Below are 15,677 nucleotides of genomic sequence, written 5' to 3' on the forward strand. Positions count from 1 at the left end.
GGCGTTTAGGTGATCATAGCGGGGGAAGTGGCTTAAGCAGCTCGTAGCAGCGCAGCTCAGGATAGTAGTGAACGGTATTGTAACCAAGCTTATTGTACAGCTGATGGGCTTTATCATTTACCTGATCGACAAACAGCCTGGCAATCTTGCAGTGCTGTGTCCTGCCATAGGCCTCGCTATGCGCTATTAATTTTCTGCCCCACTGCCTGTTCCGGTGATCGGGATGCGTGACCATCATATCTAAATAAAGCACCTCACCCATCACTTCAAAATGAATGAAGGAGATTGGTGGGCTTTTTTTGGATAGTGATGCTACATAAGTAACACCGCGCCGGAATCGCTTCGGAAGCTCGCGAATCGTCTGGGCATCGTGCTGATGTACCGTGTGCGACAGGGGGATAAGCTCGGTGCGAATGAGGCGGACAACCTCAGCTTCATCTAGTCTGGGCACATACATTCGAATCATGTTCATCATTCCATTTCTGCGGCTCCGAATCCACTGGAACGCTGCATGAATTTGCCGTTTAGGGGCTAAAATAGTATATGTGTCATGGCCGCGGAGTGCGCCTATGACAATTTGTGTGAAGAGTTGCTCATGGTTCTTGACGAACCGGGATTCTCGGCATATAATAAGGAAAGTCTTATCTACCACGTACTGGTGTACGCACCATGTGGTAAATACACAATCAGCAATGATGAGGACGAAGTGCTTAGGGCTCTTTTGATCAGAGAGCGGATGGATCAGCTGCAACCATCGCCAAAATCCCTTTTCTACGAGCTCACCTCGGAGCTGTTTCCTTGAAAAGCAACAACTTATGCTGTTGCCTAATAGGGGAAATCGCAGGGCAAGCGTTACAGTGCCAATGGTATGGACGTATGTGCACGACGTTCTTACCTGTGGAGGTTGTACATCGGGAGATGTATAACGAATTTGGGTGGTACCACGGAAGATATACCTTTCGTCCCTCGTTGCTTCGTTTAGAAGCGTGAGGAGCGAAAGGTTTTTTTGTTTTTTTGAGAGGAGGATGACTGATGGTAACGCAAGGTACAACACTGAAGTCAAAAGAGGAATTGAAGGAAAGGCTCTCCAAGCCCGAGGTCATATCAGGTTCGGAAATTTTGCTAAGAAGTCTGCTGCTTGAGGGTGTAGATTGTGTGTTCGGCTATCCTGGTGGAGCGGTGTTGTACATTTACGACGCGATGCACGGGAACCCCGATTTCAATCATGTACTTACACGTCACGAGCAAGGTGCAATTCATGCAGCTGACGGCTATGCCCGTGCAAGCGGCAAAGTAGGCGTATGTATCGCAACCTCAGGTCCGGGTGCAACAAACCTGGTTACGGGCATCGCAACTGCATACATGGATTCCGTTCCGTTAGTCGTTATAACGGGGAACGTCATCTCCAGCCTGATCGGAAGCGATGCTTTCCAGGAAGCGGATATTACAGGGATTACGATGCCAATTACAAAGCACAGCTACTTGGTGCGTGATGTAGAAGATTTGCCGCGCATTATTCATGAAGCATTCCACATTGCCAACACTGGACGCAAAGGCCCAGTATTGATTGATATACCAAAGGACATCTCAGCGGCACAAACATTGTTCAAGCCGGTAACTGATGTGAGTATCCGCGGCTATAACCCGACGGTTTCGCCTAACAAAAATCAAGTCGATAAGCTTATTAAGGCGATTGAACAAGCGGAGCGTCCGCTCATTCTAGCCGGCGGCGGAGTTGTATACTCCGGCGGGCATGAGGAGCTGTACGAGTTCGTAACGAAGACACAAATTCCGATCACGACGACCTTGCTTGGTTTGGGAGCATTCCCGAGCGGCAACGAGTTATTTCTAGGCATGCCGGGCATGCACGGTACTTACACGGCTAACAAATCGATTCAAAGTGCGGATTTGCTTATTAACATCGGCGCCCGCTTCGATGACCGCGTTACCGGCAAGCTGTCAGGGTTCGCTCCGCTGGCGAAAATCGTTCACATCGATATCGACCCTGCGGAAATTGGCAAAAACGTGCCAACGGACATTCCGATCGTCGGTGATGTGAAGACTGTTCTGCAGCTTGTTAACAAGCAAGCTAAGCGTGCGGATAAAGCTGACGATTGGCGTGCGAAGCTCAAAGCCTCCTGTGAGCAATATCCGTTCAGCTATACGGATTCCGAAGATGAATTAAAGCCGCAGTGGGTTGTGGAGCTGATCCACGAAACGACGAACGGCGATGCAATTGTAACGACTGACGTAGGCCAGCATCAGATGTGGGCTGCACAGTATTACAAATTCAACAAGCCGCGTTCATGGGTAACGTCTGGCGGTCTAGGCACGATGGGCTTTGGATTCCCTTCTGCTATTGGCGCTCAAATGGCGAATCCGGATCGCCTTGTCGTTTCCATCAATGGTGACGGCGGTATGCAAATGTGCGCGCAGGAGCTAGCGATTTGCGCAATTAACAACATTCCGGTTAAAGTTGTTATTATTAATAACCAGGTGCTCGGGATGGTTCGCCAATGGCAGGAGCTTATTTATGACAACCGCTACAGCCATATCGATCTCTCCGGCAGCCCGGACTTTGTTAAGCTCGCCGAAGCTTACGGGGTAAAAGGCTTCCGCGCCTCTAACAAAGAGGAAGCGCGCGCCGTGTGGGAAGAAGCGCTCCGTCATCCTGGTCCGGCAGTCGTTGAGTTCGTCGTTCGCAAAGAAGAGAACGTGTACCCGATGGTTGCGCAAGGAAGCACGATTGATGAAATGATCATGGGGGATGCGGAATGAAAAAGCACACGATCGCAGTAATTGTAAACGATCAGCCTGGCGTTCTGCAGCGCGTATCCGGCTTGTTCGGACGCCGCGGCTTTAATATTGAGAGCATTACGGTTGGATCCAGCGAAGAAGCAGGCTTATCGCGTATGGTCATCGTCACTACGGGTGATGATCATACGCTCGAGCAAGTCACGAAACAATTGTACAAGCTGATTGACGTTATCAAGGTTATTGATCTAAGCTCCAATCCGATGGTTGCGCGCGAGCTTGCGCTTATCAAAGTAAACGCAGAGCCTGCAGCCCGTCCGGAAATTCTTGGCGTAGTTGAAACTTTCCGCGCAGCCGTTGTTGACATCGGAACTCATACGCTTATGGTACAAGTAGTGGGCGACTCGGAAAAAATCGACGCAATGGTCGAATTGCTTAAGCCTTACGGCATTCGCGAGCTGTCGCGTACTGGAGTAACCGCACTAAACCGAGGAAACGCTAAGTAATCGTTGTTCATATTATAAATTTCAACATCCCGCTTTGAGCGGGAGTTTAAGGGGAGAACCGCTGTTAATGCGTCATTCTCTGCTTAAACACCCGCTCAAAAGGGTTAAATTAAAGGAGGCAATTATTAAAATGGCAGTTACAATGTACTATGAAAAAGACGCAGATCAAGGCGTACTACAAGGCAAAACAATCGCAGTTATCGGTTATGGCAGCCAAGGTCACGCGCAAGCGCAAAACCTTCGCGACAGCGGCTTGAAAGTGGTTATTGGTCTTCGTCCGGGTAAATCCGCTGACGTAGCTAAAAAAGACGGCTTTGAAGTGCTTACTGTTGCAGAAGCGGCTAAAGTGGCTGACGTTGTTCAAATTTTGCTTCCTGACGAAACACAAGCAAAAGTATACAATGAAGAAATCGCTCCTAACCTGAAAAAAGGCGCAGCGCTTATGTTCTCCCACGGCTTCAACATTCACTATGGCCAAATCGTGCCTAGCAAAGATACGGATGTATTCCTGGTAGCTCCTAAATCTCCTGGTCACATGGTTCGCCGTACGTACCAAGAGGGCTTCGGCGTTCCTGGTCTAATTGCAATCGAGCAAGATGCTACTGGCAATGCTAAAGCAATCGGTCTTGCTTATGCGAAAGGTATCGGCTGTACGCGTGCAGGCGTTATTGAAACTTCTTTCAAAGAAGAAACAGAAACAGATTTGTTCGGTGAGCAAGCCGTTCTTTGCGGCGGCGCTACAGCACTTGTTAAAGCAGGCTTCGAAACGCTTGTTGAAGCTGGCTACGCTCCAGAAATGGCATATTTCGAGTGCTTGCACGAGCTTAAATTGATCGTTGACATGATGTATGAGGGCGGAATGGCGTCGATGCGCGATTCTATCTCTAACACAGCGGAATACGGTGACTATGTAACGGGTCCTCGTATCGTTACAGAAGAAACGAAGAAAGAAATGAAACGTGTTCTGGAAGATATCCAATCCGGCCGTTTCGCACGCGACTTCATTTTGGAAAACCAATCGAACCGTGCGATGCTGACAGCTACTCGCCGTAACGAAGCTGCTCACCCGATTGAGCAAACAGGCGCACAACTTCGTGAATTGATGCACTGGATCAAGAAGTAATAACAGTTAAAATGAACGACAATATCCCGGTTCGCCGGATCGCTGGACGATGGGCATTATGAATCGTCCAGCGGCTCCAAGCGCGTACCGGGATCATTCTGTTCACGGAGGTGCATTGCACAAATGCGGAAAATTTATGTTTTCGACACGACGCTTCGTGACGGAGAGCAATCTCCAGGTGTAAACCTGAACACGAAGGAAAAGGTAGAGATTGCCCTTCAGCTTGAAAAGCTTGGAGTTGACCGTATAGAAGCCGGCTTCCCTGCAGCTTCGCCAGGAGACCTGGCTGCGGTTAACGCGGTTGCGCGCGCGGTTAAGAACGCTACGATCATTGGTCTGTCGCGTTCGCGCGAGCAGGATATTGACGCGGTTCGCGAAGCGCTTATAGGCGCGCAGGATCCTTGTATTCACTTGTTCCTTGCTACCAGCCCGATTCACCGTAAGCATAAGCTGCGGATGGAGAAGGAGCAGGTGCTGGAAACGGCGGATCGCGCGATTCGCTATGCCAAGCAATATTTTGATAAAATCGAATTTTCGCCTGAGGACGCTGGTCGTACGGAGCTGGATTTCTTATGCGAGGTTACGGATATGGCGATCAAAGCAGGCGCGACGGTCGTTAACATTCCGGACACGGTCGGTTATATGAATCCGCAGGAATTCGGAAATATTTTCAAAACGTTGAAAGAAAACGTACCGAATATCGAAACGATTCAGCTTAGCGCGCATTGCCATGACGATCTCGGTATGGCGACTGCAAACGCGCTTGCTGCGATTTTGAACGGTGCCGATCAAGTCGAGGGTACAATCAATGGAATCGGGGAGCGTGCCGGCAATACAGCTATCGAAGAGATCGCTATGGCGCTTGCAACACGTCCTGATTACTTCGGCGCCCAAACGTCGCTGAACCTGAAAGAAATTGCCAAGACGAGCCGCTTGGTCAGCAAGCTGACGGGCATGGTTGTACCGGGCAATAAAGCGATTGTCGGAGCCAATGCGTTTGCGCATGAGTCCGGCATTCATCAGGATGGCATGCTGAAGGAAAAAACGACCTACGAGATCATTTCACCGGATACGATTGGCCTGAAGGAATCAAAGCTTGTGCTCGGCAAGCACTCCGGACGCCATGCATTCCGCGAGAAGCTGATCGACCTGGGCTACGAGCTTGATGAAGAAGCGGTTAACGCTGCGTTCGCTAAATTTAAAGATTTGGCTGATCGCAAGAAAAACGTCAGCGATGAGGATATTCTCGCTTTGCTCGAGGAGAAGCTTGTTGATACGCCGGAGGTTTTCACCTTGGAGACGATTCAGGTGAGCTATGGCAATCAATCAACTCCAAGCGCTTCTGTTAGAATTCGTAAAGCCGAGGGCGGGGTCGCAGAAGAAGTGGCAATCGGCAACGGTTCCGTGAATGCGATCTACAATGCTATCGATAAGGTTACGCAGGAGAATGTAGAGCTTGAGGAGTATTCGATCAAATCCGTATCACAAGGCAAGGATGCACAGGGTGAGGTACACGTTGTTCTGAAGCAGGATGAAGTTTCTGCGCAAGGTCGCGGACTAAGCACGGATATCCTTGAAGCAAGTGCTCGGGCATATATCGATGCGCTTAACCGCCTGATCGAAAAACGCAAGTCTCCAGGCCGCCGCGATAAGATGAGCTTGATCTAACCTTCATTGATGAACGGCTCATTGCCTTTGAACAAAAGGCAATGAGCTTTTTATTTAGAGTGAAATAGGGCGGGTATGCGAAATGGCAACCTCTATAGACACAGTCTATAGAGCCAATAGATTTTATATCTTTGTAATCGTTCGGGATTTATGGTACAAATGATAATAGACTGAGAATGAGTTTATAGGTTTGTTTGAATGATGGGCTACCCGGGCACATTAGACGGACAAGTTTAATTGAAAAAGAGGAGTGTTACTTTATTATGTCAGATGTAAAAAAAATCGCAGTTATTGCCGGCGACGGTATCGGACCTGAGGTTGTTGGCGAAGCACTTAAAGTGCTCAAAAAAACCGAGGAGCTTTACGGTTATAAATTCGAAACGGAGCACGGCTTGTTCGGCGGTATTGCAATCGACGAGAAAGGAACTCCGCTGCCGCAAGAGACGCTTGACATTTGCAAAGGCGCAGATGCAGTATTGCTTGGCGCTGTAGGCGGACCGAAATGGGACAACAACTCGAAGGAGCTTCGCCCGGAAACAGGCTTGCTCGGCATTCGTAAAGCGCTGGGCTTGTTCTCGAACATTCGTCCAGCTACTGTGTTCGATTGCTTGAAGGAAGCATCGACATTGAAGCCGGAAGTTCTTGAAGGCACTGATCTGATCGTAGTCCGCGAGCTGACTGGCGGTATTTACTTCGGCGAGAAATTCCGTCGTGAAGGCGCTGGCGGCGAAGAAGCGGTTGATACTTGCGTATACAATGTGCAAGAAGTTGAGCGTATCGTTCGCCAAGCATTCGATATCGCGATGACTCGCGGCAAACGCCTTGCTTCAGTTGACAAAGCGAACGTTCTTGAAACATCCCGTCTATGGCGTGAAGTTGTTAACCGGATTGCGCCTGAATATCCAGAGGTTGAGCTGGAGCACGTGCTTGTCGATAACTGTGCGATGCAGCTGCTTCGTCGTCCTTCAAGCTTCGACGTAATCGTAACTGAAAACATGTTCGGTGATATTCTTAGCGATGAAGCTGCGATGCTGACTGGTTCAATCGGCATGCTTTCGTCTGCTTCGCTGGGCGAGGGAAGCTTTGGCTTGTACGAGCCGGTGCATGGCTCGGCTCCTGACATCGCTGGTCAAGGCATCTCCAACCCAATTGCAACTATTCTTTCTGTAGCACTTATGTTCCGTCTAACGTTCGGCTATCACGAAGCTGCAGCGGCAATTGAAGCTGCCGTGAAAGAAGTGCTTGATGCCGGCCACCGTACAGGCGATATCGCTGTTGACAAGAGCAAAGCAATCGGAACTTCGGAGATGGGCGATTTGATCGTTGCCGCTCTTAAAAAGTAAGTTCTAGATTATAATCATTATAAATAAATATTGATTATAATATTGACTTCATTCTAGACTAGTGATACTATTTACTAGGTAAGTCACACAGATGAAGTGGCATAAACAATAAAAATTTATGGATAGGTCAAGGAGGTTTTCTATTATGGCAGAACGTTTGGTAGGCCGCCAGGCCCCGGATTTTACGATGGAAACAGCAACAGGAGACGGTAAAGATTTCGGTACAGCTTCTCTTGCGGATTACAAAGGCAAATGGTTGGTATTGTTCTTCTACCCGCTTGATTTCACATTTGTATGCCCAACTGAAATTACAGCTTTGAGCTTGGCAGCTGCTGAATTCAGCAAATTGAACACTGAAATTCTTGGTGTCAGCGTTGATAGCAAACACAGCCACCGCGCATGGATCAACACGCCGGTTAACGATAATGGCCTAGGCCAGCTTGAATTCCCGCTAGCTGCAGACATCACGAAAAGCGTTGCTCGTGACTACGGCGTATTGATCGAAGAAGAAGGTATCGCGCTTCGCGGCCTATTCATCATCAACCCGGAAGGCGAAGTACAATACCAAGTTGTTAACCACAACAACGTAGGCCGCAGCGTTGACGAAACGCTTCGCGTATTGCAAGCTTTGCAATCCGGCGGACTTTGCCCAATCAACTGGAAACCAGGCCAACAAACTCTGGTAGCGAAATAATATATTTCGTTCCGAATTATTCAAAACCCGCGCCAGTTCATGGCGCGGGTTTTGTTTTATCATTTAGGCCGTAAGGCGCATATTGTGATGCTTAAGCAGGAATTTCACCTATGCAGAGCGAATAAGGTATACATAGCCACAAAGCTCAAACACAGCTGATGCCGTTCTTTGACGGCAAAGGCTCGATTCGCGGTGAAATATAAGCATGTATCAGGTTGGATTTTTGCGTTCTTATATTTTATGACAATACTAGGTTTGCTCCGCAAACCTAAGTTGATGCTTACGATGTAGGTTTGCACCGCAAACCTTTAGGAGGGGTCGTCAATGAGTTTTTGCTGTGGAGCTAGTATGATTGGAACAAAAGGTACGCTGAAGCATTTCCGTACTCATATCCATAATGTGCCTATTATGTTTTGTCCGGTATGTCACCGTGTAGACATTCATTATTTAATTGAAAACGAATATGAAATATTAGCCGAATATGCGCATGGCGACGGTGCTGCCGAAGTTGATTTTCAGGAGTACGTGGAGCAAGAAGGCAAGGCGCTGCTTGAAAATTGCGTTAATCATGAAAATGAGGATCCAATGGATGTCGTCCACAGTCAAATTGATATGGCGCTTGATTTGCTTAGCTTCGCTAAGCAGATTGAGGATACGGAATGGCAGCTTGTACTTAAGAAGCGTCTTGGGATGCTGAACAGCAGAAGGAATAAGCTCCGTCAACGCCGTACATCCGTTTAGTATTTTAACACGAATGGTGAGCCTCCTTTTCGGAGGCTTTTTCTTTTTTCGAAAAAATGAAGATCTTCTCATAATGTACCCCCCGAAACCGGGCATACAGAAACGAATCATACTAATAGTGAGGTGGAGCGGTTGTTACTTGTATTGTTCAAACGCTTTCTGCGGAAATCTGCTTCTGCCGAAGCTGCGGAGGATGGGCAGAAGCTCACTCCCGAACAATGGGTTGCTCGAATTCGTCAAGGTGACGAGCTGCTGCGTGAGCAGTTCATAGCAGACTACAAACCTTATATAATGAAAGTAACAAGTCGATTTTGCAAACGGTATATAGATCCGAATCGGGATGATGAATTCAGCGTGGCGCTGTTAGCTTTTAACGAAGCGATCAATCAGTTCTCCAGTCATGCTGGAAAATCGTTCATCGGATTTTCTGAAACCGTCATTCGCCGTCGGCTTATTGACCATGTCCGAAAAGAGCAAAGGCATTCACAGGTCGTACCTTACAGCATGTTCGATTCTGAGGATGAGGAACAGCCGCATTACAATTCCATCGAGACAAGTCAAGCGATTACAGCCTTTGAAATAAAACGGACCGAAGATGAGAGACGCCACGAAATCGGCGAGCTTAATCAGGAGCTTGAACGATTCGGCATCTCATTTGCAGAGCTGGTAGAGCAGTCTCCCAAACATGCGGATTCCAGAAGGCTGTTGATCGGAATTGCGCAAACTCTCGTAAGCGAAACAGATTTGTTAGACTCGTTAAGGCAAACGAGTAAGCTTGCTGTAAAAGAGTTAACTGCCATGTGCGGCGTTTCCCGCAAAACGGTAGAACGAAACCGCAAATATATTATTGCTATCGCACTCGTTATATCGGGTACATACCCATATATGCACGATTATTTAAATATAGCCGGTGACCAGTTAGATATGAATAAGGAGGCAGGCAAATGAAACGTGGAGTCGTAATGAGCATTCATAAGCAGCATGCAGTTGTAATGACGGCAGACGGACAATTCTTGCAAGCTCCTATTCAAGGGAAGCCGCAAATTGGTGAAGAGATTACGTTTGAAGAGGAGTATAAGAAGCCTCGCGCGTTTAAGCCTTATTATAGGTATAGCAGCGCTGCAGCTATTGTTCTGCTTCTGTTCGTTCCGTTCCTATTCTTCACGCTGCGCGATGCGCATCCTGTCGTCGCTTATATGAGCATGGATATTAATCCGAGCGTAGAACTAGGCGTAGACGGGAATGAGAAGGTACGCGAGCTGCGCGCCTTAAATGAGGACGGCGAGATTATTATTAAAGGGCTTAATTACAAAGGAGTAAGTGTGGAGACAGTAGCCGCTTCTATTTTGGAGAGGGCTAAAGGCTCACATTACCTCGATACTCCGAACAAGGATATATTTATTGCCAGCGTGCTGATTGACGACAAATCCGCACTTAAACTCGATTTTGAGAATATTTTGACGGGAAAAGTCGATCAGAAGCTTCGGAGCGTATTAGCTCAGCTTGCAGCGGAGGCGGCCAGCGCGAATATTACAACATTATCGGTGCCGAATGAGGTTCGTCAGGAAGCAGCCGCGAACGGCATATCCTCAGGCAAGATGGCTGTATATTTGATGGCGAAAGATGAAGGCTATAAGCTCGAATTAGAGCAGCTGAAGCAGCAATCTATTGATAAAGTGACGGAGCCCATTGGCGGTGTGAAGACGATCGTTGACAATGCGGAAGATACGAGCAAGAAGAAGCTGAAGGAGCTTGTGGCACGCGAGCAAGAAGAGAAGGCCAAGAAGCAAAAGGCTGATAAAAAGTCGAATTCGTCTAAGCCTACAGCTACTCCGAAAATTAATAAACCGGTGAAAGCGGAGAAGCCGGAGAAGCCCGTTAGTAACGGAGTGAATAGAGCGCTAGAGACTAATAAGCCATGGAAAAATAGAGGTTGGACGATTCTTCCGACAATAACTCCGGGAAAATGGATGAAGCCAAACTCTCCTAATAAGTCAAATGAGGTTAAGAAGGATAACAAAAATAAAGATAATCAAAGAGACAGCAGTTGGAATCGTTCAAATAACGATGATGACAACGATGATGACAACGACGATGACCGTGATCGGAGAGACAATTGGAAGCAAGATAACAATGATCGAATAAAAGGCAGCAATGACCGTGACGATAGCGGAAATGATGATCAAAGCGGACGGGAAAATAATAACGGAGACGACAAAAATAGCGACGATAAAAGATCCGGTACGAAGCAGGATAAGGATAAATAGGATGGCAGAAATGAGCCAAGCAATGACGACTAATGCTGCTATGTAAGCTTTGTAAGTAAAAAAGAGGGAAAATAGACAAGCGGTGATTAGAGTCTTAATTGGCTAACGGCATGACTATTTTCCCATTCGCTGCACAAAATTCGACAGGATTTCCGATTGACAGCGATTGTAAACTCGCCCTATGATTAGTATTAACTGTAACCGTTATCTATAGAGACGTTGCCGGGGAGGAGTACATGATGCAGGCCATTCGAAAGCGCTATTTCCCGGCGCTTGCCGAGTACATACGTAGTGGTAAGGAAGTATCACTATTTCATGCCAACGAGCTGGGCAAGGAGCTTTACGGAATAAATCCAGAAGAAATCATTGCCGTACATGAGGAGTGCATACAGTCTTTAGCCGCAAATGTCGATTCGGAGGAGGCTGTACGATTATACAACCGTTCCTTCGTTTTCTTAATGGAAATCATGGTAGCCTGTCGTTTTCGGTTGCAGCCTGAACGAACAACCGATCAGAAATTCACTGAAATGCGCGAGATGCTGTTCCGTTCCAACCGTTCCTTTGAAATGGTCAAAAATAAATATGAAAACGTTTTACAGCACATGGACAGCGGAATCGCATTATTTGACAACGACGGAATTTTGTCGTTTATTAATGTGCAAATGGCTAAATTGTTAGACATTCCTCGAAAAACATTAATTGGCTGTACAATAAAAGAAATATTAAGGCATCGGCAGCTTACAATCAGCACAAAGCGAACTATTCTACGACTGTACAAAGAAATGTTTCTTATGCATAGTCGATACTATGAATTCCAACACAAGGATGGCAAACATCTATTAGTTACGGTTACATACGGTGATCAATTAGACGGAGATTTTTTAATTAGCGTCAAAGACGTATCGGAATACAAGCAAATTGAACAGACGGCATTGCAAAATGATAAGCTTGCCATGCTTGGTAAAATTGCTGCTGCTATTGCTCATGAAATTCGCAACCCCTTAACGAGCATTCGCGGCTTTATTCAGCTGCTTCGGCCTTATTTGCTGGAAGTAGGCAAGGAAGAATACGCGCGTATTATTTTGACGGAAATCGACAGAGCCAACGATATCATTTATGAATTTCTAAACTCGTCTAAGCCATCTGCACCGATGAAGCAATTGGTCTCTATCGATCATTTGATAAAGGAAGTCGTGCTTCTAACGGAAAGCGAAGCATTGATGCGGAATTGCGAGATCAAATCGGAATGCTATTGTTCAGAGCATCTCGTTTCGATCGATGTGAAGCAGGTGAAGCAGGTCATATTGAATATTATTAAAAATTCGCTTGATGCCGTTGAAGAGGTGCAAAGCGAACGAAGAGGCCTAATCGATATTATAACGCGCAGCAATGGCCAATTTGCCGAAATTATAATTAAGGATAACGGCAAAGGGATGGATAAGGCGACGATGAGCAGGCTGTTCGATCCTTTTTTTACAACGAAGCAGGCGGGTACGGGACTTGGTTTATCGGTGAGCTACCGGATCATCCGCAATCATAGCGGAACGATTCGAGTCGACAGCAAAGCAGGTGTCGGAACCGAATTTATCATTACATTGCCGTTAGCAGAATGACGAAACGCTCTTCTCCCTATTACGGGAGGGGAGCTTTTCGCTTTTTTAAATTATAAACGTGGAAAAGTAGACGGACGTCCGATATAATGAGTTTGAAAAACTTGTTGATAATTTTCGAATATGATCGATTCATATACTGGTTTATACATGACGAGAGCGAGGGAATACAAATGAGTGTTCAATTTACATATGGGGTTCGCGGTACAGATCAAGCGGTTGCGGATGCAGTCATTCGTTTCGTTAACAAAAAAGAGCTCATTCCGGGAGGAACTGCGGGCCCGATCGTGCAGCCCCAAATCGATGATGCGCTTAGAGGACTGTACGCCAAAGGATTATTTAAGGCTGAACCGGAGCAAACCGAAATTTTACCGACATTGGGACTTTATCCGGCAGCACATATCGTTTTCGTTGGACTTGAGTTAGAAGACGGAGCGTCTGGCCTGCGCCTGGCTGCGGCAGCTGCAGCCAAAGCTTTGAAAAAACTGCATGCCGAGACCGTTCAAGTGCTGCTGCCTTCAGCTTTGCTGGAGGGCCAGGCTGAGCTTGGCGCTGAGCATGCGGCTCAGGCGCTAACAGAAGGCCTGCTTCTGGCGCTTCATGTGCGACAGCCGCTGAAGCGCGAGCCGAAAGAGCGTTTCACGCTGAAAGAGGTTGCTTTTGTACCGCAGGGTACAGCCGTACCGGCAGAAGACGCCGCATTATGGGAGCAGGGGATAGCAAAAGGGAAGCTGTACGCTGAAGGTGTTACCTTAGCCCGTGATTTGACTAACCTGCCCGGGAATGATCTTACTCCGGAGCGTCTGGCCTATCATGCGGAGGAGCTGGCGCGGGAGCTTGATTTGGAAATTGAAGTCATTGACGAGTGGAGCGCGGCAGAACAGCGGATGGGCGGCTTGCTTGGCGTCGGCCAAGGCAGCATAAATCCGCCGCGTATGATCGTTATTCACTATAAAGGCAATCCGGATTCCGAAGAGGCTTGGGGACTGATCGGTAAAGGCATTACGTTTGATACAGGAGGCATTTCCTTAAAACGGGCGGACGGGATGCAGGAAATGATCTCGGATATGGGCGGAGCGGCTGCGGTGCTCGGAGCCATTCGCGTTATCGGGGAGCTGAAGCCTGCGATCAATGTCATCGCGGTCATTCCGACAGCTGAGAATATGCCCTCTGACCGTGCGCTTAAACCTGGAGATGTGCTGCGCATGATGAGCGGTCATACGGTTGAGATCGTAAATACCGATGCCGAGGGAAGATTGGTGCTGGCGGACGGCTTGACGACCGCGATTACAAGGGGCGCGACACGTTTAGTTGACGTAGCTACTCTAACAGGCGCGGTATCGGTTGCGCTTGGCACGCAAGCTACGGGCGCGGTGACGAATAATGAGGATCTATTCAGACTGGTGCAAAAGGCATCTGATCGTGCGGGCGAGAGAATTTGGCAGCTGCCTTCCTATCCGGAGTACAAGAAGCAGATCAAGAGCGACGCAGCCGATTTAAAAAATAGCGGCGGCAGATATGCGGGCACGATTACAGGCGGGCTGTTTATCGGACATTTCGCAGAGGAATTGCCTTGGGTTCATCTTGATATCGGCGGAACGGCATGGCTGGAAGCAAGCAGAGGCTGGGAGCCGAAGGGCGCTACCGGTGTAATGGTTAGAACATTGATTGAATTGGTCTTACACCACGAGTAAGAAGAGCGGAGAGGATCTATATGTTAAGGGGCATCCTGTTGCCTAGACGGAGAATGTCCGCACAGCGGCGAGGCTTGCATACTGCTGTAATAGAAGGTATTCCTGCGACTATCATTGGGAATTTACTTGGAGGTCCGCTGCTTACAGCGTACCTCCTTTATTTAGGAGCCAAATCTGAAGCAATCGGCATTGCGCTTGCGATCCCGGCATTTGCCAACTTGGTTCAGCTTATTGTCGCATTTTATATGCACCGGTTTGAGAATAGACGGCTGCATGTCATGGTATTTAGTCTTATCCATCGCTTATTATGGACGGCAACAGGGCTAATACCGTTTTGGATGCCGGAAATCTACTGGGTACCGACTTATATTACGCTGTTTACGATATCGTTTATTTGCGCGCAGTCTGCCGGCGTGCTCTGGACCTCTTTGGTTGCCGATATGGTGCCTGCTCAAGTTCGCGGCCGTTATTTTGGCATACGGAATACGATACATTGGGCGGTCGCGAGTCTGTGCTTGCTCATCGGCGGTCAAATTTTGAATCAGCTGCCGGAAGCCACCGGTTTTATCGTGTTATATATCATTTGCGCGGTGGCGACTGTATGGAATGGCATTGAGTTGTACCGCTATCCTAATCTGCCGCTTGAGCGGTCCATTGAATCGTCAAAGTGGAAAATGCTCCAAAAGCCGCTCCGCGACCGCGCCTATTTACTGGCAACGCTGTTTCTCGCGACCTTTATTTTGATCCAAAATATTGCTGTACCGCTCTTCTCATACGTCATGCTTGATATTGTGAAGCTGAACTATACATGGGTTACCGTCATCACTACTGTTCAAATGATAGTGATGATGTTCAGCTACTATTACTGGGGCAATTTGAACAGCAAATATGCGACGCGCACGCTGCTTAGATGGGCGCTTCCGATCATTGCTGTTTCATGCTTGCTATGGGCGGGGATGGAGCTGTTGCCTGCCATTCTCGTATTGATCACGGTACATGTCGTGCTGGGCATAGGCATTGGGGGGTACAACCTGCTCGCGTTTAACTTTATTATTGGCGATACCCCGAAGTCGGAGCGTCCGATGTATATTGCCGTTTTTTCCGCGTTGACTGGCATTACAGGGTTTATCGGCCCTTTGATGGGCGGCTTTATTTACAAGCGTGTCGAGGATAGTCCGTATTGGGTTCAGAGCTATGGCATATCCATGTTTACGGGGGCAATGCTGCTTATAATGGCGCTCGTAATCGGCCCTATAGTGCTGAAGGGGAAGAAATAA

13 protein-coding genes are annotated in these 15,677 nt (G+C 47.8%); 12 read left to right on the plus strand and 1 reads right to left on the minus strand.

Annotation, left to right across the window (positions count from 1 at the left end; genetic code table 11):
• Window positions 1–13: 13 nt before the first annotated feature.
• Window positions 14–475 (minus strand): GNAT family N-acetyltransferase, encoded by a 462-nt coding sequence (locus AC0YNZ_RS10290; protein WP_475826516.1) that lies wholly within the window; start codon window positions 473–475, stop codon window positions 14–16.
• Between the two features lie 557 nt (window positions 476–1,032).
• On the opposite strand from AC0YNZ_RS10290, the gene ilvB reads away from it, so the two are divergent.
• From ilvB to AC0YNZ_RS10350, 12 genes are all read left to right on the plus strand, one after another.
• A complete protein-coding gene (gene ilvB, locus AC0YNZ_RS10295) occupies window positions 1,033–2,778 on the plus strand; it encodes a biosynthetic-type acetolactate synthase large subunit (protein WP_475826517.1) in 1,746 nt (581 codons plus the stop codon).
• On the plus strand, window positions 2,775–3,260 hold the full coding sequence (gene ilvN, locus AC0YNZ_RS10300; protein WP_475826518.1) for an acetolactate synthase small subunit: 486 nt from the start codon (window positions 2,775–2,777) through the stop codon (window positions 3,258–3,260). Before ilvB ends, ilvN begins: the two co-directional genes overlap by 4 nt.
• A 130-nt stretch (window positions 3,261–3,390) precedes the next feature.
• Window positions 3,391–4,383, plus strand: coding sequence for a ketol-acid reductoisomerase (gene ilvC, locus AC0YNZ_RS10305; protein ID WP_475826519.1), 993 nt, complete (start codon window positions 3,391–3,393; stop codon window positions 4,381–4,383).
• 123 nt (window positions 4,384–4,506) lie between these two features.
• Window positions 4,507–6,051, plus strand: a complete 1,545-nt coding sequence (locus tag AC0YNZ_RS10310) for a 2-isopropylmalate synthase (RefSeq protein ID WP_475826520.1) — start codon at window positions 4,507–4,509, stop codon at window positions 6,049–6,051.
• Between the two features lie 263 nt (window positions 6,052–6,314).
• The gene (gene leuB, locus AC0YNZ_RS10315; protein ID WP_475826521.1) at window positions 6,315–7,394 is read left to right on the plus strand and encodes a 3-isopropylmalate dehydrogenase; all 1,080 of its coding nucleotides are present in this window, start codon (window positions 6,315–6,317) and stop codon (window positions 7,392–7,394) included.
• Between the two features lie 145 nt (window positions 7,395–7,539).
• Window positions 7,540–8,088, plus strand: a complete 549-nt coding sequence (locus AC0YNZ_RS10320; RefSeq protein WP_110773714.1) for a peroxiredoxin — start codon at window positions 7,540–7,542, stop codon at window positions 8,086–8,088.
• Between the two features lie 324 nt (window positions 8,089–8,412).
• Window positions 8,413–8,829 (plus strand): hypothetical protein, encoded by a 417-nt coding sequence (locus tag AC0YNZ_RS10325; RefSeq protein WP_110773713.1) that lies wholly within the window; start codon window positions 8,413–8,415, stop codon window positions 8,827–8,829.
• A 132-nt stretch (window positions 8,830–8,961) separates the two neighbouring features.
• Window positions 8,962–9,777 carry an RNA polymerase sigma factor SigI gene (gene sigI / locus AC0YNZ_RS10330; protein WP_475826522.1) on the plus strand — a complete coding sequence of 272 codons (816 nt, stop codon included), beginning with the start codon at window positions 8,962–8,964 and terminating at the stop codon, window positions 9,775–9,777.
• Window positions 9,774–11,096: an anti-sigma factor domain-containing protein gene (locus tag AC0YNZ_RS10335; protein ID WP_475826523.1), complete on the plus strand. Its 1,323-nt coding sequence runs from the start codon at window positions 9,774–9,776 to the stop codon at window positions 11,094–11,096. The genes sigI and AC0YNZ_RS10335 overlap by 4 nt, the downstream gene beginning before the upstream one ends.
• 239 nt (window positions 11,097–11,335) lie before the next feature.
• Entirely contained in the window at window positions 11,336–12,709 is a 1,374-nt protein-coding gene (locus AC0YNZ_RS10340) for an ATP-binding protein (protein ID WP_475826792.1), read from the plus strand.
• A gap of 170 nt (window positions 12,710–12,879) precedes the next feature.
• A complete protein-coding gene (locus AC0YNZ_RS10345; protein WP_475826524.1) occupies window positions 12,880–14,400 on the plus strand; it encodes a leucyl aminopeptidase in 1,521 nt (506 codons plus the stop codon).
• Between the two features lie 20 nt (window positions 14,401–14,420).
• Window positions 14,421–15,677: an MFS transporter gene (locus tag AC0YNZ_RS10350; protein WP_475826525.1), complete on the plus strand. Its 1,257-nt coding sequence runs from the start codon at window positions 14,421–14,423 to the stop codon at window positions 15,675–15,677.

It is taken from the genome of Paenibacillus sp. J2L1-98 (assembly GCF_056269405.1).